General features: G+C 51.2%; 22 protein-coding genes. 4 read left to right on the top strand and 18 right to left on the bottom strand.

Features of this window, described 5'->3' with window-relative positions:
• Positions 1-52 precede the first annotated feature (52 nt).
• Entirely contained in the window at positions 53-622 is a 570-nt protein-coding gene (locus ACOQOZ_RS13775; protein WP_420588726.1) for a hypothetical protein, read from the top strand.
• A gap of 7 nt (positions 623-629) precedes the next feature.
• Here the strand turns inward: ACOQOZ_RS13775 and ACOQOZ_RS13770 are convergent, their stop codons facing one another.
• The 6 genes from ACOQOZ_RS13770 to ACOQOZ_RS13745 form a co-directional block, all read right to left on the bottom strand.
• Positions 630-2,321, bottom strand: a complete 1,692-nt coding sequence (locus ACOQOZ_RS13770) for a methyl-accepting chemotaxis protein (RefSeq protein ID WP_420588725.1) — start codon at positions 2,319-2,321, stop codon at positions 630-632.
• Positions 2,318-2,770, bottom strand: coding sequence for a BLUF domain-containing protein (locus ACOQOZ_RS13765; protein WP_420588724.1), 453 nt, complete (start codon positions 2,768-2,770; stop codon positions 2,318-2,320). Before ACOQOZ_RS13765 ends, ACOQOZ_RS13770 begins: the two co-directional genes overlap by 4 nt.
• Before the next feature lie 239 nt (positions 2,771-3,009).
• Positions 3,010-4,323, bottom strand: coding sequence for a Na+/H+ antiporter NhaC family protein (locus ACOQOZ_RS13760; protein WP_420588723.1), 1,314 nt, complete (start codon positions 4,321-4,323; stop codon positions 3,010-3,012).
• Positions 4,324-4,493: 170 nt separating this feature from the next.
• Positions 4,494-4,787 carry a PA4642 family protein gene (locus tag ACOQOZ_RS13755; protein WP_420588722.1) on the bottom strand — a complete coding sequence of 98 codons (294 nt, stop codon included), beginning with the start codon at positions 4,785-4,787 and terminating at the stop codon, positions 4,494-4,496.
• 45 nt (positions 4,788-4,832) lie between these two features.
• Positions 4,833-5,540: a tRNA (guanosine(46)-N7)-methyltransferase TrmB gene (gene trmB, locus ACOQOZ_RS13750; protein ID WP_420592422.1), complete on the bottom strand. Its 708-nt coding sequence runs from the start codon at positions 5,538-5,540 to the stop codon at positions 4,833-4,835.
• A gap of 114 nt (positions 5,541-5,654) precedes the next feature.
• Entirely contained in the window at positions 5,655-6,059 is a 405-nt protein-coding gene (locus tag ACOQOZ_RS13745; RefSeq protein WP_420588721.1) for a DUF423 domain-containing protein, read from the bottom strand.
• A gap of 122 nt (positions 6,060-6,181) precedes the next feature.
• On the opposite strand from ACOQOZ_RS13745, the gene ubiD reads away from it, so the two are divergent.
• The 3 genes from ubiD to ACOQOZ_RS13730 all read left to right on the top strand — a co-directional run bounded on the left by ubiD (position 6,182) and on the right by ACOQOZ_RS13730 (position 10,485).
• Complete coding sequence (gene ubiD, locus ACOQOZ_RS13740; protein WP_420588720.1) at positions 6,182-7,645, top strand: 4-hydroxy-3-polyprenylbenzoate decarboxylase; 1,464 nt, start codon at positions 6,182-6,184, stop codon at positions 7,643-7,645.
• Between the two features lie 269 nt (positions 7,646-7,914).
• Entirely contained in the window at positions 7,915-8,958 is a 1,044-nt protein-coding gene (locus tag ACOQOZ_RS13735; RefSeq protein ID WP_420588719.1) for a 2Fe-2S iron-sulfur cluster-binding protein, read from the top strand.
• 207 nt (positions 8,959-9,165) lie between these two features.
• On the top strand, positions 9,166-10,485 hold the full coding sequence (locus ACOQOZ_RS13730; protein ID WP_420588718.1) for an ABC transporter substrate-binding protein: 1,320 nt from the start codon (positions 9,166-9,168) through the stop codon (positions 10,483-10,485).
• Positions 10,486-10,597: 112 nt separating this feature from the next.
• Here the strand turns inward: ACOQOZ_RS13730 and ACOQOZ_RS13725 are convergent, their stop codons facing one another.
• From ACOQOZ_RS13725 to ACOQOZ_RS13670, 12 genes are all read right to left on the bottom strand, one after another.
• Positions 10,598-11,779, bottom strand: a complete 1,182-nt coding sequence (locus tag ACOQOZ_RS13725; protein WP_420588717.1) for a heme biosynthesis HemY N-terminal domain-containing protein — start codon at positions 11,777-11,779, stop codon at positions 10,598-10,600.
• Positions 11,776-12,903, bottom strand: a complete 1,128-nt coding sequence (locus ACOQOZ_RS13720) for a uroporphyrinogen-III C-methyltransferase (protein ID WP_420588716.1) — start codon at positions 12,901-12,903, stop codon at positions 11,776-11,778. Before ACOQOZ_RS13720 ends, ACOQOZ_RS13725 begins: the two co-directional genes overlap by 4 nt.
• Positions 12,904-12,957: 54 nt before the next feature.
• Positions 12,958-13,725: a uroporphyrinogen-III synthase gene (locus tag ACOQOZ_RS13715; protein ID WP_420588715.1), complete on the bottom strand. Its 768-nt coding sequence runs from the start codon at positions 13,723-13,725 to the stop codon at positions 12,958-12,960.
• Between the two features lie 3 nt (positions 13,726-13,728).
• Positions 13,729-14,670 carry a hydroxymethylbilane synthase gene (gene hemC, locus ACOQOZ_RS13710; protein WP_420588714.1) on the bottom strand — a complete coding sequence of 314 codons (942 nt, stop codon included), beginning with the start codon at positions 14,668-14,670 and terminating at the stop codon, positions 13,729-13,731.
• A 125-nt stretch (positions 14,671-14,795) separates the two neighbouring features.
• Positions 14,796-15,461, bottom strand: a complete 666-nt coding sequence (locus ACOQOZ_RS13705) for a hypothetical protein (protein WP_420588713.1) — start codon at positions 15,459-15,461, stop codon at positions 14,796-14,798.
• 108 nt (positions 15,462-15,569) lie between these two features.
• Positions 15,570-16,145: a hypothetical protein gene (locus tag ACOQOZ_RS13700; protein ID WP_420588712.1), complete on the bottom strand. Its 576-nt coding sequence runs from the start codon at positions 16,143-16,145 to the stop codon at positions 15,570-15,572.
• Positions 16,146-16,317: 172 nt separating this feature from the next.
• Positions 16,318-18,132, bottom strand: coding sequence for a glutamine--fructose-6-phosphate transaminase (isomerizing) (gene glmS, locus ACOQOZ_RS13695; protein ID WP_420588711.1), 1,815 nt, complete (start codon positions 18,130-18,132; stop codon positions 16,318-16,320).
• A 17-nt stretch (positions 18,133-18,149) separates the two neighbouring features.
• On the bottom strand, positions 18,150-18,917 hold the full coding sequence (locus ACOQOZ_RS13690) for a DeoR/GlpR family DNA-binding transcription regulator (RefSeq protein ID WP_420588710.1): 768 nt from the start codon (positions 18,915-18,917) through the stop codon (positions 18,150-18,152).
• Positions 18,918-19,115: 198 nt separating this feature from the next.
• Positions 19,116-20,768 carry a GGDEF domain-containing protein gene (locus tag ACOQOZ_RS13685; RefSeq protein ID WP_420588709.1) on the bottom strand — a complete coding sequence of 551 codons (1,653 nt, stop codon included), beginning with the start codon at positions 20,766-20,768 and terminating at the stop codon, positions 19,116-19,118.
• A 75-nt stretch (positions 20,769-20,843) separates the two neighbouring features.
• Positions 20,844-21,638: an endonuclease/exonuclease/phosphatase family protein gene (locus ACOQOZ_RS13680; protein WP_420588708.1), complete on the bottom strand. Its 795-nt coding sequence runs from the start codon at positions 21,636-21,638 to the stop codon at positions 20,844-20,846.
• Between the two features lie 3 nt (positions 21,639-21,641).
• Positions 21,642-22,286, bottom strand: coding sequence for a thiol:disulfide interchange protein DsbA/DsbL (locus ACOQOZ_RS13675; protein ID WP_420588707.1), 645 nt, complete (start codon positions 22,284-22,286; stop codon positions 21,642-21,644).
• Positions 22,287-22,421: 135 nt separating this feature from the next.
• Entirely contained in the window at positions 22,422-24,290 is a 1,869-nt protein-coding gene (locus tag ACOQOZ_RS13670; protein ID WP_420588706.1) for an N-acyl-D-amino-acid deacylase family protein, read from the bottom strand.
• Positions 24,291-24,364: the final 74 nt, after the last annotated feature.

The following is a 24,364-nucleotide window of genomic DNA, read 5'->3' as shown; positions in this document are numbered from 1 at the left end:
TTTTATACGTTCTTCTGTTAGGAATTCAATAATCAGCCAGCTTATTACTGCCTTGTTAACGGTTCTGGTGGTCTGGCTGGTGGTGTCTGTGTTCCAGAGCTATCTCACGCTGTGGCAGGTTTTACTGGGCTTTATGCTATTGAATATTGCTGCTTTTAGCCTGGCGCATTTGCTGAAACTACACCGACCTGCCGCCCGTTTTAAGTTATTGTCCCGCTTTTTATCCGTCGCTGCAGAAGTGATATTAGTGTGGCAAGTCACAGCAACATTTCTTTATGGCTGGCGCAGCGAACGGGTTTGGTTATCGTCGTCAGAGTTTGTGCTTTTAAACTATTTTCTGGTTGCGGTGCTGTTGGTATTTACCCACCTGCGGCATTTCCCGGAAGGGCTGAAATCCTGGATTGTTATGAGACTGCAACAACACGTCACTGTTTTTAGTTGTGTTGCCATTGCTGCTGTGATTGCACCACTAATTCTGGTGAAAACATTATTCAGCGCTGAATTGTTTTATCTTGATGACATGAATAGCTGGGGGATACTGGCTGGCGTATATGCAACCTTACTGGCGCTTATATTTTCCTGCTTAGCCGCGTCAGTTAACACTAACGCGGCGGGAAGTTAGCAGTGGGTCACACCTGGAATTTATTCAGATTGGTGTGTAAGTCGATCAGGCGTTTAGCAATATTCTCGTTCGACTCCGAAGTCGCTTTCGCACCCTGGCTGGTTGTTTCGGCAATTTTGGCGATGGTGCTGAGGTTAACGCTGACTTCTTTCGATACTTCGGACTGTTGTGCCGCGGCGGTGGAAATCTGCTGATTAAAGTCGTTAATTTCGTTAACCGCATCGCGTGCTTCGGCAAAAATCTGACTGGTTTCCAGGCTATGATTCAGGCATTCGGTACTGATTTTATTACCTTTCTCCATGCTGTTAACGGCATTGTTAGCTTCCGTTTGCAGTCGCTGTACCAGGTTCTGAATGTCTTCGGTCGACGACTGGGTACGTTGTGCTAATGAGCGTACTTCGTCGGCAACCACCGCGAATCCACGGCCGGTTTCGCCGGCGCGGGCCGCTTCAATTGCCGCGTTTAACGCTAATAAATTGGTTTGCTCGGCAATTCCCTGAATCGATTCCAATACACTGCCGATGCTGTTGGTTTCAGTCACCAGCGATTGAATAACCTGAGATGCCTGTTGAATTTCCTGTGTCAGGTTTTCAATAACCCCCTGAGTTTCTGCTGCACTGTCACTCCCCAATGCAACCCGGTCACGAACACGGGCGGTAATTGCCGAGGCACTGGAAGTACTCTGTGCAACTTCTTCAATGGTGGTATTCATCTGATTAACCAGCGACGCAACCTGATCGGTTTCATCGCGTTGGCGTTCAACATTTGCCAGGGTGGTTTGCATCACCTGTAATGCGGTTTCCGAGGAGCGCCCAAGCTCATCGGCCTGGGTATTGGTGTTAATAATCATGTTGCGTAACACTTCAATAAAATGATTAAACGCCTTGGCAACTTCACCGGTTTCGTCATTGCTGCTGACGGTTAATTGCTGGCGCAGGTTGCCATCGCCCTGGGAAATTTCCTGCAGACGGTCACGCAGATTATTAATGGGTCGGACAATGGTTGCGCTGATGACAAATGGCAGTACGGCGCCAATCAACAATGCAATAACGGCAATGGTGCCAATCAGTTGTTGTCCTGCCTTTTCATCGGCTTCCGCTTTTAACGCTGACTTCAAGGTAAAGTCCTGAATGCGTTGCTGCATGGAAATCAGTTTTTTCTCCAGCTGATCCTCTGCTTCTTCAATGCGACTGATTTCTGAGCTAATGCTGGTAACACCGTTACTACGCGCCTGGGAAAGCAGATTATTAATATCAACGACTAAACGCTGATAAGCCCCTTCTGCTGACCTCAGGTCTTGTTGCAGGCTGCTGAATTCCCGGCGGGCGTTTTCATCGTGCAGCAATGGAATTGCGGTAGAAATAAACTGATCGGCATCGGTAATTTCGTCGGCAACCTTTTTCTGCAGCTTCTGTAATTTGCTGATGCTGCTATCGAGCTCGCTGCGATATTGGCTTTGTCCCTGTTCAATCAGCGAGGCTTTTAACAAACCTCGTTCAAATAAAATCGCCTGCTCCAGCTGGTGCTCGGTTAACGTGGTTAGTTTATTCGCCAGTGGAATATCTTCTTCTGCAATATCGATCAGCTCTTTACCGATTTTGCTCATCTGGCTGTAGGACACTGCCGCAGTAATCAGCAGCAACATCAGTTGTAAGAACCCCAGCAGGTAAATTTTGTGTGCGATTTTCAGGTTTTTCATAGGGTGGTTCCGCTGCTGCTGGAATTAAGTTGATGGGTCTGGCGAAAATAACTGAACAGGGACAGTGCGAAGTTATCTAATTGTTCACTGTCTCCGGCTGCTGGTTCCGTCAGCCAGTTGCTGTAGCCGTCGGGCAGAGTGACCGGAGCATCGGAAAAATAATGGAAGCCCATGCGCCAATCCGGGAAGTTTCTCTGTGTTAAAGGCTGTCGCGACAGAATGTGTATATGAGTGTGTCGTGAATCCTGCTTAATGGTATGCAGCAGAGCATCGACTTTGTCTTCTTCCCCTTCCAGGCACTGAATAAAAGTGCCAAAGCCGTCGTAGAGCAGTAGCCCGGTAATGTCTTGCAAGGTGTTGTTTTTTCGACAAGTGAACAGCAGCTGTTCAAGTTGCTGGTTGTCCAGACGTTCTGAAGACTTACTTACATACATCAACTCGATAACCATCAAAAGCCCTTATGCTTCGAAATACTGATTGATCAGTAGTGGCTGTTCACTAAGCCCGGAACTGGAGAATTGTGTATTAAAACCTAGTTGATACCTCGGGCTTTGCAACCATTTGGCTCGAGATAGGCCTGAATGGCAGGCGGATTGAGAGGGGCGCTGAAGTAAAGGAGGGGGAGAGAAGTTGCTCCGGTTAAGGTGAACCCTGTAACCGGAGGCTGAAGAAGATTCTTATGGGGTGATCAGGCAGCGGCTTGTGGACGACCAATGATGATCGAAATCACCAGAGCAGCGCCCAGTGCCCAGCAGTACACAACGGAATCAATCAGTTGCAGTGGCGACAGCTTGGCAATAGATGCCGCCAGTAACATCTGCGCGCCCCAGGGGATAATGCCCTGTACCACACAGGAGGTGATATCCATCAGGCTGGCACTGCGACGAGGGTCGACCTGGTAGCGGCTGGCAATGTCTTTCGCCAGGCCACCACTGATCAGAATGGCGATGGTATTGTTTGCGGTGCACAGGTTCGACAGCGCAACTGCCAGGCTGATGCTGGTTTCGCCACTGCGTTGTTGTTCGCCATCGTTGCTGTTGCGGCGGCTGAGTTTATCGATTTGTTGCGCCAGCCAGTCGAGGCCACCTGCTTGTTTCATCATATACGCCAGACCACCAATCAGCAGCGACAGAATCATAATCTCCTGCATACCGGTATATCCGGCGTAAATGTCTTTTGCCCACTGCGCGACGTGATAATCATCCACCAGTAATAAACCGGTGACACCTGCCAGCACAATGCCGCTGAACAACACCACCAGAACGTTCAGACCGGATACCGCCAGAATCAACACCAGCAGATACGGCAAGACTTTCAGCAGGCTGTGGTCTTCGAGGTCGTTGATCTGGACTTCACTGCCCTGCAGATACAACCAAACCATGGTCAGTACGGCTGCAGGCAAGGCGATTTTCAGATTCATACGGAATTTGTCAGCCATCGAACAGCCCTGAGTACGGGTTGCGGCAATGGTGGTATCGGAAATGATCGACAGGTTGTCACCAAACATGGCACCACCAATGACGGTACCAACGGTGAGTGCCAGCGACAGATCAGTGGCTTCAGTCAGACCCACGGCAATCGGCGCAACAGCGGCAATGGTCCCCATCGATGTGCCCATGGCGGTGGCCATAAAAGCGGTCATCAGGAATAAGCCCGGTAATACCAGTGATGGTGGAATAATACTCAGGCCGAGGCTGACCGTGGCATCAACACCACCGATAGCTTTAGCAACACTTGCGAAGCCACCGGCCAGCAGGAAAATCAGCAGCATGGTGATCAGGGTTGAATCGCTGCAACCTTTGATAAACTGCTCAACCCGTTGGTTGAGAGAGCCTCCGGCAAGTAATATCGCCAGCGCAATAGCAGGCAGAATGGCCACTGGTGCAGAGATTTCATAGAAGGCAAAACCAACGCCCTGAGCCTGGTAATACAGGCCGCTGCCGATAAACAGCGACAGGAATAACAGCATTGGCAGGAGTGCCAAAGGAGATAGTCTGGTCATAGCAGGCTCCGAAAAAAGCGCGCTATTCTAATGAAACCTGACCGTTTGGATAGTAATTTTTCGTTATGAGCTAATGCCGCTTTGGCTGGCGATCAAAATGAATAAACCGCCAGGAGAACAGCCATTAAAAAAGGGGCGCGAAGCCCCTTTCTTAGCTTGCGATGTTGCTGTTACTCAGCACCAGCCGCTTTTAAGATCTCAGCGTATTCAGCACCCTGAGCGTGACTGGAGATGGTTGCCAGCAGGCTCTCACCTTCCAGGCTTTTTGCGTTCAGGTTGTGGCCTTCAGCAACAAACAGGTTGATGTATTGTTGGAAAGTAGCCGGAACCATATGACGGTACGCACGGATGACTGCGGTGTAATCGGCTTCGGTGCCATCGTGGCTTTCTACGTCGATAAATGCACGCAGTTGTTCTTCAGTCCAATCACCGCCAAATACTTTTTCTTTATCTTTCTTTTGCATGTTTCTGCTCTGTTTCTAGTTTATAAAGCTCTGATCGCTGCAGCCTTAGCTGACTTTGCGGTACATAATATCCCAAACACCGTGTCCTTTACGCTCACCGCGTTTTTCAAACTTGGTGTACGGACGGTGATCCGGACGATCAACACACTGGCCTTTGCCTGCGATGTTTTCGTAACCTTCCGCCACGTCCATCACTTCCAGCATATGTTCGCTGTATGGCTCCCAGTCGGTGGCCATATGGAAGATACCACCCGGCTTTAAAATACGACGCAGGGTCTGGGCGAATTCGGCATTCACAATACGGCGCTTGTGATGCTTCTTCTTGTGCCACGGGTCCGGGAAAAATAATTGCACGGTGTCGATGCTGTTATCCGGTACCAGTTTTAATACTTCGATGGCGTCATCTTTGTAAGTACGTAAGTTAGTAACACCCGCTTCTTCAGCATGGTGCAGTAATGAACCGACACCTGGCAGGTGCACTTCAACACCAATAAAGTCTTTGTCTGGTGCCGCTTGTGCCATCTGCACCAGTGACTGACCCATGCCATAACCAATTTCGATGACGACGTGACTGTCGCGGCCAAATACCTGTTCAGGATCGATCGGCCCGTCTTCCAGCTCCATACCCATGTTTGGCCACTGGCGTTCGAGCGCACCTTCCTGGCCTTTGGTTAAACGACCGGCACGGATAACAAAGCTTTTAATACCACGGCGGTATTCTTTTTTGCCTTCTGGTTTACCTTCCTGGCTCAGGGCTGCTTCTTTTTCCGCAGAGGTGCTTTCTTCTTGTGGAAGATCGTTGTTCTGGTTTTCTTCAGTCACGGTAGTTCTCGGGTACAAGTGTCGAAAAAGGTCTCGAAATTTAATTCAATCAATGTTCTGGCTTGCTGGCATTTTAAACGCAGCAACAGCAATCAGGCCCCAGGCAATTAACCAGCTGACGCCACCAATCGGGGTAATCATCCCCAGCGGCCGGATGCCCGTCAGTGCCATCAGGTACAGGCTGCCACTGAATAACAGCAGACCTGCCAGCATCATGCTGGACGAGCGTTGCAACCAGATCTTTATATCGCTTTTCGGCGAAGCCATCAGTGCAATTGCCAGTGCTAACAGCACGACGCTGTGTACCAGATGATACTGCACGGCGGTTTGCCAGACGGTCAGCATCTTGGCCGATAACACATTCTTCAGGCCATGAGCGCCAAACGCGCCCAGAGCAACACCGCTAAAACCAGCGATGGCGGCAGAAATCAGAGTGGCTCGTGCTTGCATAAAGGGTGTTTCAACCGGGGAACACAGAAAGCCGCTGATTATACAGCAGTTATACAGCCTAGCCAGTCGGAAGCTGTTAGAATGCCGCAGCGAAAAACCGGATCAGACATAAGAGGCAGGCAGTGAAATACAAAGATCTGCGCGACTTTATCAAAATGCTGGAAAAACGCGGTGAGCTGAAACGCATCAGCTACCCGGTGGATACCTATCTGGAGATGACCGAAATCTCCGATCGGGTGCTGCGTGCCAAAGGCCCGGCATTATTGTTCGAAAATCCCAAAGGCCATGATATGCCGGTGCTGGCCAACCTGTTTGGTACGCCTGAGCGGGTGGCTATGGGCATGGGTGAAGAATCCGTCGAAGCATTACGCGAAGTGGGTAAGTTACTGGCCTTCCTGAAAGAGCCTGAGCCACCCAAAGGCATGAAAGACGCATGGGCTAAGCTGCCGATTTTCAAAAAGGTTCTGAGCATGGGACCAAAGGAAATCAAGAATGCACCCTGTCAGCAGATTGTGCTGGAAGGCGACGATGTCGATCTGAGCAAAATCCCGGTGCAACATTGCTGGCCTGGCGATGCCGCTCCGCTGGTGACCTGGCCGTTGGTTATCACCAAAGGCCCACACAAAGAACGTCATAACCTGGGTATTTATCGCCAGCAGGTAATTGGTAAAAACAAACTGATTATGCGTTGGTTAAGCCATCGTGGCGGTGCGTTAGATTTCCGCGAATGGCAGCAAGAGCGTCCGGGCGAACCTTTCCCGGTGACGGTTGCTCTGGGTGCCGATCCGGCAACCATTCTTGGCGCGGTAACTCCGGTACCGGATACCTTAAGTGAATACGCTTTTGCTGGTTTATTACGTGACAGTAAAACCGAGCTGGTGAAAAGTATCGGCAATGATCTGCTGGTGCCTGCTTCGGCGGAGATCGTACTGGAAGGTGTTCTTCTTCCCGGAGAAATGGCGCCGGAAGGTCCGTTTGGTGACCATACGGGTTATTACAACGAAGTGGATGAGTTTCCGGTATTTACCGTCGAACGAATCACTCATCGCAAAGATCCGATTTATCACAGCACCTATACCGGCCGTCCGCCGGATGAACCAGCGATTCTGGGTGTGGCATTAAACGAAGTGTTTGTGCCGATTCTGCAGAAGCAGTTCCCGGAAATTGTTGATTTCTATCTGCCGCCGGAAGGCTGTTCCTACCGTATGGCGGTGGTGAGCATGAAGAAGCAGTATCCGGGTCACGCCAAACGCGTGATGATGGGTGTCTGGTCGTTCCTGCGCCAGTTTATGTACACCAAGTTTGTGATTGTGGTGGACGACGATGTCGATACCCGCAACTGGGAAGATGTGATGTGGGCGATTACCACTCGTATGGACCCGGCGCGTGATACCACCATGATTGAGAATACGCCGATTGATTATCTCGACTTTGCTTCGCCGGTGTCTGGCCTGGGTTCCAAGATGGGGATGGATGCAACCAACAAGTGGCCGGGTGAAACTGACCGTGAGTGGGGTACGCCAATCGTGATGGATCAGGAAGTGAAAGATAAGGTGGATTCAATTTGGGATGAGCTTGGGCTTTAAGTTCATTCCGAAAGCCTGGTGCCAGATAGTTTTTTGAAAGCAGTCACATGGATGTGACGTTAGCATCTAGCTACAGGGATGTAGTACAGATGCGGCGGCTGAAAAACTATGTGGTAGTTGGCTTCCCTGATAAATGGATACCTGAAGCAGGTGTTATTTTTCTCCACCGGATCAGTGGGCCATCCATGGCCATTGATCCTACCGAAACATCCTGTTTCTGCTGCGAAAAGCAACACCAGCCTCAGGTATCACCAGATACCGAGTAAATTATGAAATCTCACAAAGTTACTTTCCAGCCAAACGGCGTCACCATTTTATGCCGCGAAGATGAAGCCATTGCGGATGCTGCGTTACGTCAGGGCGTCATCGTGCCGGTGAGCTGTGAAAACGGCATCTGCCATATTTGCCAGGGTGAACGAAAGTCGGGTGAGGTTGATTTTGGCAATTCCCTGGGACAGTCCATACTTGAGCAAGAGAATCAGGTATTATGCTGCGTCGCTAAACCCAAGACTGATATTGAGATAATTATGAATGATGTTTTTGCGCCCAATCACAAAGCGGAAGTGACCCTGGCTTGTCAGGTTCCGTCGGTGACTTTAATGGCCGACAACATCTACCGTGTTGAGCTGATGGCTCCGGCCGGTAAAAAGTTCGATTATTGGCCAGGCCAGTACCTGATGCTGCTGGTGGAAGACGAAAACGGTGAGCCACAACAGTTCCCGTATTCCATTGCCTCGGCACCTGGCGATATCACCGGCGGTGATAGCCGTCGTCTGGAATTGCATATCGCTGCCAACAGCCCAACTGCCGAAGCTGTGGTTAAGTTTTTACAGAATGCGGTGGTGGTTCGTGCGACTTTGCCGGGTGGCGATTGCCTGTTAAATCAGTCTTTCCTCGACGGACATAAAGACCAGCCGCTGTTAATGGTGGCCGCTGGTAGTGGTTTCTCACAGATGAAAGCCCTGATTGAAGGTGCTCTGGCATTAAACCCAAAACAGGAAATTCACCTGTACTGGTCAAACCGTGCGGCGATTGGTTTTTACCTCAGCGATCTGCCGCAGCAATGGGCACACGACTTCGAAAATTTCCATTATCACCCGATCATTGAACAACACGCGGATGACTGGAATGGCCGTGCAGGCTGGATTTATCAGGTCATCCATGAAGATTTTGATGATTTGAGCCAGGTGCAGATGTTTGCCTGTGGTTCTCCGAATATGGTGTACGGCACACTCGATCAATTGGAAAAACTTGGGTTAACTCAGGCCAATATGCATTCCGATGTATTTGCCTATGCGCCCCGTCCTGAGTAACTGATCAATTCTTAAGCCCGCGCTCTGCGGGCTTTTTTATACCTTCCTTTTCTCCCGCTTATTTTTTCGGTTTCTGATTTCTGCGACTAAAGGCTAGAAGTCAGCTGATCTTCTGATACGCCAAGATAGTGTGTTCACTCCGTCAGTCTGCAGTCGTCGGGGTCTGGTTCGGATGGCGTCGAGCATCCGCAACGAAAACAATCTTGAATGCACAACAAAAACAATAATGGCGGTGGTCGTGTGATGAGTTGTACCGAGGGCGATATGAGTTGGCAGGGGATAAAACAATGGTTACTGGTAACGCTACTGAGCTCCGTTACCGCGTATGAAGCGATGGCTGCAGACCCGATTAAACTGGGGCTGAATTATCCATCCACCGGACGTTATAAAGAGCAGGGTCTGATGCAGGCACGGGGTGCTCTGATGGCGGTGGATGAAATTAATAAAGACGGTGGTGTTCTGGGTCGGCCGTTAGATCTGCTGCTGGCCAACTCCGCCTCAAAGCCCGCTAAGGCCGTCGCCAACGTGAATAAACTGGCTGATCAGGGGGCGGCGATGTTGTTTGGTGGTGCTTCCAGTGCCGTCGCTATTGCTGCGGGTAAAGAAGCGGCAAAACGCGACCTGATTTATTTCGGCACTCTGACTTATGCCAATGGCACCACGGGTGTCGAAGGCCAGAAATATATGTTCCGCGAAAGTTACAACGCCTGGATGGCATCCAAAGCGCTGGGGCAATATCTCAGCGACGAGTTAAAAGATAAGAAGCTGTTTTATATCACCGCTGATTACAGCTGGGGTTGGTCGACAGAAGAAAGCCTGCGTACGTTTACCAATACCACCGACCTGAAGCAGCACGAAGGTGTGACGGTGCGTTTCCCTCGTCCTCGTGAATCCGATTTCACTGCCGCTCTGGAAGCAGCTGAAGCATCTGGCGCTGATGTATTAATGCTGATTCAGTTTGGTGACGATATGGCGCGGGCTTTACGGCTGGCGCATCGCAAAGGTCTGAAAGATAAAATGACCATTATTGTTCCCAACCTGACGTTGGGCATGGCAAAAGCCGCAGGCTCTGGAATTATGGAGGGCGTTATTGGTGCGGTGCCGTGGAGCTGGCAGGTGCCGTATAAATACGATTATGCCGAAGGGAAAAAATTCGTCGAAGCTTTTGTAGAAAAATACGACGCGTATCCGTCCAGTGCAGCAGCATCGGCTTACAGCATTGTGTATCAGTTTAAAGATGCGGTTGAACGGACGCGTTCGTTAAACACCAAAAAGCTTATCCGTACGCTGGAAAATTATTCTTATACCGGTGTGAAAGATCAGCAAACCTGGCGTAACTTCGACCATCAGAATGTTCAGAGCGTTTATGTGGTGCGCAGCAAACCCCGTAACGACATTCTGAAAAGCAACTTACATGAAGACTTTTTTGAAGTACTGATGAAACTACCGGCGGATGAAGCAGCCAGAACTCAGAAAGAGTGGCTGGCGGTACGTAAAAAAGCCGGTAAACCTCTGACTCTGCAATAGAACTTGCTGCTGTCGTACAGAAAATAAAAAACGCCGTTATGACCTCACCTTAACGGCATTTCCATAACGGCGTTTTTATTTGTCTGGCGCTTTTATTTATCAGACGGCGGTATTAACGCCCCAATGCCAGCTGGAAATGTTCACAAGCCAGCGTTTCTTCACCCTCAGCCATTAACACTTTACCCATAGCGGCATGCAGCTCCGGCATCCCCTTAATTTTCAGGCCGGTTTTCAGATATTCACGGGCTTTTTCCAGATCATGCTGACGCAGTGCCAGACGACCCAGTGCCAGCAATAACATTGGATCATTCGGACGCTCAGTCAGTTGCTGTTCGGCAAACAATAACTGCTTATCGGTATCGCCGTGTAAGCGGCCATACAGGCACACTAATTCATCGTGCCAGACGCTCGACATCGCGGTACGTAATTCCTGTTCGGCCAGCTTTTCCTCGCCCTGCTCTAACAGCAATTCGACATAACGTTTGACGATTGGCAGAGACACGCGGGAATTACGTGGCATATCGTGGAAGGTCGATTTTAATTCCTGCACGCTGCGGATACCGTGTGCTTTTACTGCACGATCCAGCAACTGCAGCTGAACACGTTCTTCCAGCTCTTTTAACTTATCGGCCGGAATTTTCGACGCTTTTTTAACGGTTGGCAGTAAGTCGTTCAGGGCCACCCAGTCTTCCAGATCCTGGTAGGTTTTTACCAGTAACTTCAGCACATAAGCGTGTTTTGGGTTTTGCTGACGCAGACGTAATAGCACCGCCAGTGCCTGCTCGTTCTGGCCACGCGATTGTAATAACTGCACCTGAGTAATACCCACCGCCAGCTCCGAACCTTTAGTGCTCTGGCTGGCTGCTTTTAATAGCTCGTCGGTTGCATCAGTTTTACCCTGCTCATAAGCGGCACGGGCAGCTGCCAGATAGTTAATCAACGGGGTGTCTGACGCTTCAGCGGAAGTACGTAGCTGACGTTCTGCACGACGCCACTGGCCCTGCGCTAATGCCAGGAAGCCACGAGTGGTCTGGCGACGAGCGCGAACGCTGCGACGCTGGCGACGCCATTCGTTAAAGCGCCAGTCGCTGCCCAATACCAGCAGACTGGAACGAATCAGTAAATACACAGCAGCCGACGCTGCGGCCAGAATCAGCAGGAAAAACCAGAGGCTGGTTTCTAAGGTGTAAACATCCCAGCTCAACAACACATAGCCGGAATCGATGTTAATCACAGTGCCGATTAATAAACCAACGGTGAGGGTGATTAATAAAAACAGCAACCAGATTCTCATGCTGCGTTCTCCTCAGCAGCGTTGGAAACGACAGTGCCGCGACGTTGCTGTTCAACCAGTTTACGCAGCTGAATCAGAGACTCGCTGATATCCGGAACCGCCGGGTTAACATCCCAGTTTTGCAGTTCGGTTAATGCCGCGCGGGCAGCACGAGTACGTTCGTCTTCGATCACCAGATACTGGTCCAGCCAGTTAGATACACGCTTCAGGCTGCTCTGATACAGTTCGGCCTGTTCGCGCAATAACGCAACCTGGGCTTGCTCCAGCATCAGGTTCATATTCTGTTGCAGGTAGTACTGCTGGTCTGGCGTCAGTGGTGCCGCAATCGGCGCATCGCGTTCAGTAATACGTACCATACGGCTGATGCTGTCGCTGATGTTGTTCCACAGCTGCCAATACCATTCCTGTTTATCCAGCGTTTCCACCGGCTGTTCGGTGACTGGATCCAGGATCAGTTTCTCCGGCATCCAAGGCAGGCTGGTGACTTGTTCCTGCATCGCTTGCAGGCGGGCAATGGCACCCACATTGTCGATCGCAGGCACAGCACGCAGCGCTAATAATTCACGGGCAATTTCACTGCGTACCATATTCATACGCGGGTTGCGGGTTTCCAGCAGCACGTTATCCGCAGCGGTTAGCATGCTGATTGCACCGTCCCAGTCGCGTTCCAGTTGCAAGCGCTGATTGGCCAGGCGCAACAGGTATTCGGCTTCCGCTAATAACCAGTCCTGGCGCTCGGCACCGGGCAGTTTGCCTAAACGATCGGTATTGTGTGCCACCTGCTCCTGCAGGCTATTGGCTGACTTGGTCAGGCTTTGCGCCTGTTGCAGCAGGTCCTGTTCACGCTGACCCAGAGCATCGGCTTTGGCTTGTGCCTGAGCCAGACGGTCGCGTAACACCGCCACTTCACCGCTGGTCTTCTGCTGTTGTTGCCAGCCGAGGAAACCGGCATATCCGGCAACGGCGAACAGGCCCAGCATCAGTACCAGGTTGATCCAGGATAATGGGTGTGGTCCGCTGCGCTGAGGTTTTTCGGCTTTCGCTAGTTTGGCTTTAGCGCTTACCTTCGGCTGATTGGTTTCTGGCGTGGAGTTCGGGTTATCGATAGGTGTATCGTTGCTCACGCTGGTTTTCCTTTAAACAGATCGTTAGTCAGAATCGTGTGTGCGGATTTGTCTTCACTGACCAACCCAGTTCCGCAGCTGGGCCAGTACATCCTGATCACGGGCGCTGGTGGCAACCAACACCTGTTTATAACCTTTGTTTTTTGCTTTTTCTGCCACCCGTTCACTGGGTACCAGAATGGCCGAAACCTGCCCGGCCAGATTGTCTACCTGCTGCTCAACAATATCCAGTGCCTGACCGCTGCTGAGCAGTAACAACGGCTGATGCTGCAGCGCTTGTTGCCATTGTTGCGATGAATAGCCGATCTGGCGGCGTTCATATAATTCGGCATAATCCACCTGGGCACCGCGCTGACGCAGTTCAGTTGCCAGCGTTTCACGGCCACCAATGCCGCGCCAGATGAGGATTTTCTGATCCTCAACCTGCTGCAGTTTATCCAGCTGCAACAAGCCTTCGCTGTCAAAACGCTGTTCCGGCATATACACCGGGTGTAACTCACGTTTCAGTTCATCGGCAGTGGTGGGTCCAACACCGTACCAGTCAACGTATACCGGTGGCTGTGGCCAATACTTATCGAGCCATTGCAGACCAATTTCTGCGGCATTTTTGCTGATGGCAATCACTGCCTGGTAGTGATCGATATCGAGCATGCGCTGACGTAAAACCGAACTCTCGTCGTCGCTGACCGGCACAATATCGATCAGCGGCTGGTGGATGATATCCAGCGTTGCATCAAGGGCTTTGATACCGGCAATCAACTCATCCGCCTGGCCTGCCGGACGGGTCACAATAATGCGTTTGCTCACGTCCGTCTGAGTCACAGGTTACTTAACCTCGTGACCGTACACTTCTTCCAGAATCTTACCGGCGCCCTGTTGCAACAGATGTTCTGCGGCAGCAATACCAATGGCTTCGGCATCAGCTTTGTTGCCGTTTTTATCGGTAGTCAGCATTTGCTTACCATCGACGCTGCCAACCAGGCCACGCAGGTTCAGTTGCTCACCATCCAGCTCCGCATATGCAGCAATTGGCACCTGGCAGCCACCCTGAAGGCGTTTGTTCAGCGCGCGTTCGGCAATCACACAGGCCGCCGTTTCAGCATGGGCGAGGGGTTTTATCAGATTGTGGATAGCTTCGTCATTGGCTCGCCATTCAATGCCCAGGGCACCCTGGCCACCTGCCGGAAGCGATTGTTCGGCGGGAATAAAGCTGGCGATACGATCGTCCATTTCCATACGCAGCAGACCGGCAGCAGCCAGGATGATGGCATCAAATTCACCAGCGTCCAGTTTGCCTAAACGGGTCTGTACGTTGCCACGCAGGCTTTTGATTTGCAGGTCCGGACGCAATTGCTGAACCTGACACTGACGACGCAGGCTGGAAGTACCCACAACCGCTCCTTGTGGCAGTTCATCGAGCGACTTATAGGTGTTCGAAACAAAGGCATCGTGTGGGTTTTCACGTTCGCAGATAACACCCAGCTCGAGGCCTTCAGGGAACTCCATAGGGACATCTTTCATTGAATGCACCGCGATATCGGCATCACCGGCAAGCATGGCAACTTCGAGCTCTTTGACGAACAGGCCTTTACCGCCGATTTTCGCCAGTGGCGTATCGAGGATTTTATCGCCTTTGGTGGTGAAGGTGATCAGCTCAACTTCCAGGCCTTCGTGCATGGCTTCCAGGCGGGCTTTGATATGTTCCGCCTGCCACATGGCCAGAGGACTTTTACGGGTGGCAATACGTAATGTTGTTGGGGCAGACATACACTTCCTTCACTCGGTAATACGGCCCTGAGCCGAGTATCTCAGAGCCGCCATTCAAAAAATTACCGGGCATGATACCAGTGCTGGCCTGGGATCAGAAATGATGTGGGTCGTTTTGTCGGTGATCAGAGTTCGCCGGGAGTTAAGAAGGAGATATCCAGCTCCCTTGGGTAACCGTTTGGCTGAAAACCTTTGGACGGGTTATCCAGAAATAAGATAGGTCTCTGTGTTGCCCTGTCAGTTTCGTGCCGGACAAACTTCAGTTGCTTACGCTGTACCAGGCTGAACAGTGGCAGACATTTGCTCAGGTCTGATACATCAACGGCGACGCCAGGTTGCCAGTTTGTCAGATCACAAATTTTGGCTTTATTCCGTGCATCAGCAAACTTCTGAGTATGCACAGAGGAGAATGACTGGGTATAGATAACCTCGAAGGTATTCACTTCGTCATTGCCGATCGTTGCAGGGCCATTCAGTTGATATTGGCCAATATAAGTGTCGCGTGTATGCAGGGTAGTACAGCTGCTGTCGCCGTATTCAAGGGCGACGACTGTGATGCTTTTATCGCCGAAAGTAATCTGTTGGCGTTTGGCGATATTCCCCTGGACCGAAGTACAGTCTTGTGACCAGGTGCCCTTAATCTGAGCAACAACGGCAGGGTCGTTATTATCCCCGTAACCTTCCGGAATGGTTGGAATATCCGATGGTATTTTTTTGTCGTCGCTACCACAAGCGGTGAGCAAAGTTGCCAGAAGTAATGCGGTGACGGTTTTATTATTGGTGTTAAACATGATGATACCCGTACAAACTCTGCTGAGATTGTACGGAAAATCAATCGACGATGTTATCTATATTGTGTCAAGGAATTTGCAGCGCTAAAAATAACATCGTTCTATTTGTTATTTACGGACCAGTGTACTGTTCTGCTCCAATACTAATGGATAACCGTCGGCCCCTTTTTCTTGATCATCATCACCCAGGAATAAGCTATTACCTTCTACTTTGAAGATATCCTTGCTTTGTTGAGGTAGGAAATCAAATGCTGCACAAGTTGTGACATCTTTTAGCTCATGCTTCTTCCAGTCCGTATAACCGCAGAGCTTTACCGCATTCGCATTAGTAGCTTCCGACTCCGAAGGTGGTGTCACTTCTTTTTTCGACAATCTGATTTCAATTTGCTGTGCTTTCTCGCCATTAGATAAAGTGATCTCGTTATGAATAAAATAGTTGCCGCTTACACGAACTATTTCGTCCAAAACAGTGCAATTAGAATCTGTGTACGAAGTGTTGGTGATCGCGACGTTGCCGCTATTGAATTCGAGTAAAATTTTCTCTGAAGTATTTCCAGTTCTTTCACAAGACTGCTTATCCTGCCAGGTTCCCTCGATAGGACTGCTATCTTTGTTATCGCTACCGCAGCCTGCCAGTAAAATTGAGCTGGTTACAGTTGTTAAAAGTAAACTTAACTTTGTCATTCCGGATCTCTCTTCCATGTCCATGTTAGTGCGGGCGCATCCTGTCAGAAAAGAGCGTTATTTTCAATTTACATTATAATTAATGGCAACTTTAATGGTGTCATTAATACAAAAAAGCCCAAACCTGTCATACAGGTTTGGGCTTTTTTGTTGCGCTGTGATCAGCGAATGTTTACTCCACCGTCACCGATTTTGCCAGGTTACGTGGCTGGTCTACGTCGGTGCCTTTAATCACGGCAACGTGGTAGCTCAGTAACTGCAATGGCAGGGTATACAAAATCGGCGCAACAATATCGTCGCAGTGTGGCACGGCCATTACCTGCATATTGCTTTCGGGGCGAATGTCGGCGGCTTCGTCAGCAAATACGTAGAGCTCACCACCACGGGCACGTACTTCTTCGATATTTGATTTCAGCTTTTCCACCAGATCGTTGTGTGGCGCGACCACTACGATTGGCATTTCGGCGTCGATCAGTGCCAGCGGGCCGTGCTTCAGCTCTCCGGCGGCGTAGGCTTCTGCGTGAATATACGAAATCTCTTTCAGCTTTAGCGCTCCTTCCATGGCGATTGGGTATTGATCGCCACGACCAAGGAACAGTGCGTGATTCTTCTCTGCGAACTGTTCCGCCAGCTTTTCAATATCGGCATTCATTTGCAGCGATTTATCGATCAGACCTGGCAGGCGTTTCAGGGCATCGGCGATGCGTTTTTCGCCGTCGACATCCAGACCACGGCCACGACCAAGCGCTACAGTTAAAAGCAACAGGCCAACCAGCTGAGTGGTGAACGCCTTAGTGGAGGCCACACCAATTTCAGCACCGGCACGGGTCATCAGTGCCATATCGGATTCACGCACCAGTGACGAGCCAGGCACGTTGCAGATGGTCAGGGACTTAGCGAAACCTAATTCTTTTGCCAGGCGCAAGGCGGCAAGGGTGTCAGCGGTTTCACCACTTTGGGAGATGGTTACCAGTAACGAATTCGGACGAACGACGGATTTGCGATAACGGAACTCAGAAGCAATTTCGATGTTACAGGCAACACCCGCCAGCTCTTCGATCCAGTAACGTGCTGTCATGCCTGCATGATAAGAAGTGCCACAAGCAATAATCTGAACCTGTTCGATATCGCTCAGATCGCCGAGAGCATCGAGGTTTAACTGGTCACCAACTAAACGGCCTTCCAGTGTGTTGGCAATGGCCTGCGGCTGTTCGTAAATTTCCTTCATCATGTAATGACGGAATTCACCTTTGTCACCGGCATCGTGTTCAACGTTGCTTTCTTTCGCTTCACGTTCAACCGGCTGGTTTTCCAGATCGTAAACCTGTACCTCGTTGCGGGTAATTTCAGCGACATCACCTTCTTCCAGGAAGGCAAAACGGCGGGTTACCGGCAGCAGTGCTAACTGGTCGGAAGCAACAAAATGTTCGCCAATACCATAGCCAATCACCAGCGGTGAACCGGAACGGGCAACAATCATGCGCTCCGGATCTTTGCGATTGATCACGACCATGCCATAGGCACCTTCCAGCAAGGTTCGGGTCGCCATAACGGCTTCACGCAGAGAGGCCGCACTTTTTAATTCGCGCTCTACCAGGTGGGCAATCACTTCGGTGTCGGTTTGTGAGGTAAACACATAACCCTGGGCTTTTAATTCATCACGCAGGGTTTCGTGGTTTTCGATAATACCGTTATGCACCACGGCAATATCGCCGGACACGTGTGGATGAGCGTTGGCTTCAGACGGTTCGCCGTGGGTTGCCCAGCGTGTATGGGCGATACCGGTACCACCTGGCAGTGGCTGTTCGGCAACGGCATCAGCCAGAGCCTGAACCTTGCCTAAGCGTCGCAGACGCCCCAGCTGTTCCTGGCCGTCGATAACGGCAACACCGGCAGAGTCATAACCGCGGTATTCCAGGCGCTTCAGGCCTTCTAATAAAATCTGAACTACATCCCTTTGCGCAACCGCGCCAACAATGCCACACATGTGTTTTGCTCCGTTTATTAATTCTGTTCAGGCGTTGTACAGATAACCTGCACGCCCTGATCTTCTAAAAGTTGTTGATGCTCGTCGGTTAAACGCTCATCGGTAATTAATTTGTCGACCTGCGCCCAAGGCAGCTCCAGATTAGGAATGCGCCGGTTTACCTTCTCGGCTTCCGCCAACACAATCACTTCCCGCGCTGACTGCGCCATCACCCGGCTTAAGCCTAGTAATTCATTAAAGGTGGTGGTGCCACGCTCCAGATCGATACCATCACAACCAATAAACAGCTGATCGAAGTCGTAAGACTGCAGTACCTGCTCGGCGATCTGCCCCTGAAAAGACTCGGAATGAGCATCCCAGGTGCCGCCGGTCATTAACAGCGTAGGCTCGTTTTCCAGTTCGCGCACGGCATTGGCGACAATCAGAGAATTGGTCATCACCACCAGGCCCTGTTTGCGATTCAGACGCGGGATCATGGCGGCGGTGGTTGTGCCGAAATCGATAATAATGCGGTTATGGTCGCGAATGCAGGCAGCGGCTGCAGCGGCAATCGACTGTTTGCGTTGTGAGGTTTCCGGCTGTTGCTGATGCTGGTCTTCTGGCATCAGTTCCTGCGGCAATGGAATGGCACCACCGTAGCGACGTAGCAGCATGCCGCTTTTTTCCAATGTTGCCAGATCTTTTCGAATCGTAACTTCTGATGTTTCGAAATCACGCGCCAGCGATTCAACCTGAACCTCTCCCAGTTCCTGCAGGCGCTGAAGTATGCCTTGGCGGCGTTGCACTGTGTTTCGTTTTGGCATGATGATGCGTTTTAAAGGAGTAAGTTTCGAATCGAAAGTTTTGTCGAGCGACTTTATCAAAACGAAAGCAGAAGGCAACTTTTTAGCAGGAAAGTAGGATGTAAATCACACATTCCGGAGGGTTTCGCTTTTGTAGTCAGCAAAACCAACCGGAACAGGCCGATGAAGGGGGGTTGTTTCTTAGCTCACAACACAACGATTGCGGCCTTCGGCTTTAGCCTGATAAAGCGCTTTATCAGCTCGTTCAAACACGGTTTCACCATCTTCCAGTGTCTGAAATTCGCTGATACCAAACGACATGGTGATGGGCACACGTTCTTTGCGGAAGTTAAACGGGCTGGCTTCAACTTTGGTGCGCAGCTTTTCGGTAGCCGCCAGAGCTTCCTGAGCATTGGTTTCCGGCATCAGAATGATAAATTCCTCGCCGCCATAGCGGCCAATAAAGTCGACGTCGCGTAACGATTTACGCATGGCTTTGGCCAGCAGCTGTAAAACTTTATCCCCGGCAAGGTGTCCGTAGTTATCGTTGATGCGTTTGAAGAAATCAACGTCGGCCACCACCATGGTGAGCGGACCGCCGTAACGCGCTTTGCGATTCAGTTCTTCCTCCAGACGCTGCTGGTAAGCATCACGATTGGGTAAGCCGGTTAAGCCATCGTGGGTGGCGCGGCGTTTGTGCTCTTCGATGATCTGACGTGCCTGGCTGGCTTCCTGCTCCATCTCATTCAGTCGTGCCTGTAGCATCTCCAGCTTTTCTGCCAGACGTTGCTCGCGACCACGTTCTTCGGTCTGGTATTTCTCCATAGCCCGGACGATCAGAGTCAGGTGTTCGCTGACGCTGGAGCCCAGCTCTCCCAGATCACCGGAGCCGGTAACCACTGAACGGATATCGGCGATCTGATCCCGCACCAGGGTATCGAGATCTTTACGGGCCTGTTCGCGTTCGGCCTGCCCGGCGGTGGCGTCATTCACCAGTACCTGAATTGCCTGCAAACGCTGATCGAGATTCTGTAAGAAACGCTCAAATTCCTGCTGGCCACTGCCGAGGCAATCGATCAGGAACTCCGCAGTGTCCTCCAGTAACGGCACCAGTTCATACCAGTTCAGGCCCTTGCCCAGGCGGGTTTGCAGGCCGGTAGCAATACCCGCTAGGCGATCGGGAATCACCAGTTGTGACAACAGATTGATCAGGGTATCGGATACTTCCTGAGCGATATGCGAAAAGCCGGGTTCTTTACCCTGGTGCTCTTCAGATTCCTCCAGGCTGACATCGCTTTCGTCTTCAAATTCTTCCGAGTTTGGTTTGAACCAGCGTTGCCACCATTTGGTTTTCTGCTCTTCGTAGCCTTCCAGGGTCGCCAGTTCACCAACGATCTGAATCCAGCTCTGCAGCTGAGCGGTGTAACCCGACCAGCTTTGTAATTCGGTCGTGGCTTGCTTCCGCACTTGTTTGATGCGTTTCAGCAAAGGGCGCGGTAGTGGACACAGCAGCAGCTTGGCCGCGGCATCGCCGAGCTGGCCTAACAAGACTTCCGCCTGGGCGGTGTTCTGGGCTTCAAAACGCTGAACCGCTCGTTCGAGCTCATCCATCGCTTTGTTCATGCCGCTGTTATTGTTATCTGCTCCGGGTTTGATGGCTTCACGCAGGGTCGCCAGCGGTGTATCAACACTGCCAGCCTGGCCTTCCGCCAGTAACGACACCATAACCAGGCCGCGGCGATATTGGTCGAGATCCTGAGCGCTGGAGCGTTTCAGTTTTTCGTGTTCATCGATCAGGTTGAGATATTTATCGCGCCAACGACGGGCAGAGTCGGAGCCTGCTCCCTGAGCCATACTGCATCACCATGGAAAGAAAGTTGCCCGCTAAGTATAGAAGAGCTTTATCAAAATGCGTTGTTGATAAAGGCGTTAAATGGCCTGAGGAAGCAGAATCTCGGCCGCAACCGGCAGGTGGTCTGACTGTGGATGATCGATCACCGCAATGCGTGATAATTCGATACTGTCGCTGACCAGAATATGATCCAGTCCACGCTGAGGCTGCCAGCTGGGAAAGGTCTTCAGTTCGCTGTCGACCGGGTGCAGATTCAGGCGTTTCAGCGGGCTCTGACGCAGCAGGATTTCCGCCTCCTGATTCAGGTCACCCATAATCACCAGATGTCTGGCATCGGCAACGGCTTCAACCAGGTAGTCGAGTTGGCTGAACTGGGTATTTTTGCCTAACGCCAGATGTGTCACCGCAATAACCAGTGAGTCTGGCCCTGTGCCATAACGCAGCAGCATCATGCCACGTCCAGGCAATAAACCGGGCAGTGCGTGGCGTTCAATTTTTTCCGCCGGGTAACGCGACAGCACACCGTTGCTGTGTTGTGCCAGCTTGCCCAGGTTGCGATTAACCTGCTGATACCAGTGAGGGAATTGTGCTTGTTGTGCCAGCGCTTCAACCTGGTTCTGATGTTGGCTACGCCAGCTACCACCGTCCGCTTCCTGTAATGCCACCACGTCAAATGGCTGCACCAGCCTGGCAATGGCACTCAGCGCTTGCTGTCGTTGTTTGTTAGGCAGCAGATGTTGCCAGCTTTTTAACAGATAGTGATGGAAGCCTGCGGTCTGAATACCGACCTGCATATTAAAGGAGAGAAGTCGCAGGCTGTTGGCGGCTTTGGGAGCCGCCACGAAGTCCTGCAACGATGAGTAGAAACTCACAGATTATTTGGCTTTCAGCGCCTGACGTTCTTTCTCAATCAGGTAGTCCGCTACGTCGACCATTTTTTCCTGGCCACCGGCAGAGCTGGCAGAAATCACGTATTTGCCCTGTACGATCAGTGCAGGAACACCGCTGATTTTGAACGCACGGATACGTTGGTCGCCTTGCTTCATACGGCTTTTAACGGTGAATGACTCGTACGCTTTGTCGAAGTCTTTGGCTGCGATGCCGGCTTTTTCTACTAAGAAATCACGCTGATCATCACGATCCAGCAGGCGCTGCTTGTCGATGTGGATTGCACGGAAGATAGCGTCATGAACTTTTGGCAGCACACCCAGTACGTCTGCCACGTAGTACAGCTGAGCATGCACAACCCAGGCACGGCCAAACATTGCTGGTACACCTTCGAACACGACGTCAGCTGGCAGCTTGGCTTTCCAAGGCTTCAGCGTGCTTTCCAGGTGGAAGCAATGTGGGCAGCCATACCAGAAGGCTTCTTCAACATGGACTTTGCCATCAGCCAACACAGGAACCGGCTGGTCCAGTACGGTGTAATGTTTACCTGCTTCATATGCCGCAGCTTGTGCCAGTGAAGCTGTAACCATCAGGGTGGCAGCCAGCATCCATTTCTTCACCTGAGAAAACATGGGTTACTCCAGTTGTTCGTAATTGTTGATTTTTGTTAGCTGCATTCTTGCATAAAAGCCGCACAGGCGCCCACTGCATTGAGTGAAAAGCTCTGTAAAGCGCTGCAACAGGGTGTTTTCTTTGATCGACGACTATTACCTGGCGCGCAGGAAACGTCCCCGGGCTTTTTCCGGATCGACCGCAACGGCTGACTGGCCATCCCAGACCTGCTGTCCGGCAACAAAAACCTGGCGGACAACGCCGTCAGAACGATTCACCATCTGATCATGATTAAAGATCTCACGGTGAATGGTGGTACGGCTGCTGTTGGAGTCCCATTGTTGCAGCTGTGCCGGGTCGATCAGTATCAGATCTGCCTGGGCGCCTGGTTCAAGTGTGCCAACGTCGAGTCCGAAAAACTCTGCAGGCTCACGGGTCAGGCGTTTCACCATTTTGGCAACCACTTCCACACCTTGTTGTTGTGCCAGCTGTAACGACGCCAGATTGGCATCGAAGAACGACAAGTTAGTGAGGTGGGCGCCAGAGTCGTTAAAGCCCGGCAGGGTATTGCGGCTCAGCAGTAATTCCAGCACTTTGCTCGGGCGGGTGTTCGCCACATCTGCCCAATAGCGGAACCCTTTGTCGTAATGACGCATCAGCTCAAGCATAAAATCGGCTTCATCATTCACCTGGCTGAAGCGCTGGAATTCCTGAGCTTCGAGTTCGGAACGGCAATGTTGTGACTGACCGCGCTGGAACAGCTGCAAACGCAGCATTACCTGATGCAGGCTTTCGCCTTCCCATTCGTGAATCGGGGCGCCATCAAAAATCAGCCGCTTAAGATCGCGAATCACCATGTTATCTGGAAAGCCCAGTCTGGTTTTCAGGTGTGCCAGGTTCCAGCCTTTGCGACCGTGAAACCAGTCGCGGCGGAAATCTTTGATAAATGCCGGGTCATTTAACAGTGCTTTACGGCCCTCAACATCATCGTATTCCTTGGCGATCAGGCGGCAGGTGGAGTCGAGCTCTTCGAAGATCGGCGAAACAATGCCATCGGACCAGATACGGAAGTTGGTTCCCAATGCCTGAAAATGAATTCGGCCATCAAGCAGACGACTGTTGAGTAAGTTCGCCAAACGCAGAAATACGTTAATCACTTTGGGCGCCAGCACGAATTCGACGGCCGATAAGGCAGAGGTCTTCAGGCGTTTGCCAAACAACCGGCCACTGGTCAGAAAGAAATAACCGATCGCTTTTAAGCGGTTATCGAGAATCGGGGTGGTTTGCCATACCCGGTCGTATTTCCTTAACACGGCGGTCAGGCGTTTTAACTCTTTGAAGTTGGCGAACTGGGTCGGGATTCGTTTGTCGGTGTTGGGCTCATTCGCCATGTAGTGAAATGGCAGGCCGTCGGTGCTGAGGCCGAGGTAGCCTTGCTGCATGGCCTGATCAAGCAAGGTTTCCATCTGTTGCAGTTCCTGCTCGTTGGGCTCGCGTTGCAGGCTGGCCTGCAGTCCCATAACTTCAACACGCAGCATAGAGTGAGGAATAAAGGCCGCGATATTGGCTCCAAGGCTGAGCCCATCGAAGTGGTCGGCATAATCCTTGGTGTTATCCCAATGGATATTGTTACTGGCGGCGCGTAATACCGACTTCGGCATATTTTCGACCCGGGTGAAACAATCCACAATGGGTTCCTGGTCGTTTTTACTCTGAGTGCCAAAGGCAGTCCCCAGACTGCAATTGCCGATCAGCACTGTGGTGGTACCGTGGCGAACCACTTCACTGAGTGCCGGATCCAGTTCTACTTCGAGGTCGAGGTGGGTGTGGATATCGAGTAACCCGGGCATTAGCCACAGGCCCTGGGCATCAACCACGCTGGCAGCTTCTGAGGTCGGGAGGTTTACGCCGATGGCAGCAATTTTGCCAGCAGCGATGGCGATATCCTGAGGTTTTGGTGTGGCGCCTGTGCCATCAAACATCAGGGCATTGGTTATTAGCAGGTCCCAGCTTTTACCGGACATCAGCATCACTCTTCATTAATTATTATTGATAGCCGGTTAGTGTATCTGTCTGATGGTGGTGGAAAGTATCCGTG

Origin of the sequence: Bacterioplanoides sp., assembly GCF_965219715.1 — a bacterium.
In the GTDB taxonomy this organism is placed as follows: Bacteria; Pseudomonadota; Gammaproteobacteria; order Pseudomonadales; family Oceanobacteraceae; genus Bacterioplanoides.
The sequence above is the reverse complement of the archived record's forward strand: the minus strand, read 5'-3'. Positions and strand labels throughout refer to the sequence as shown.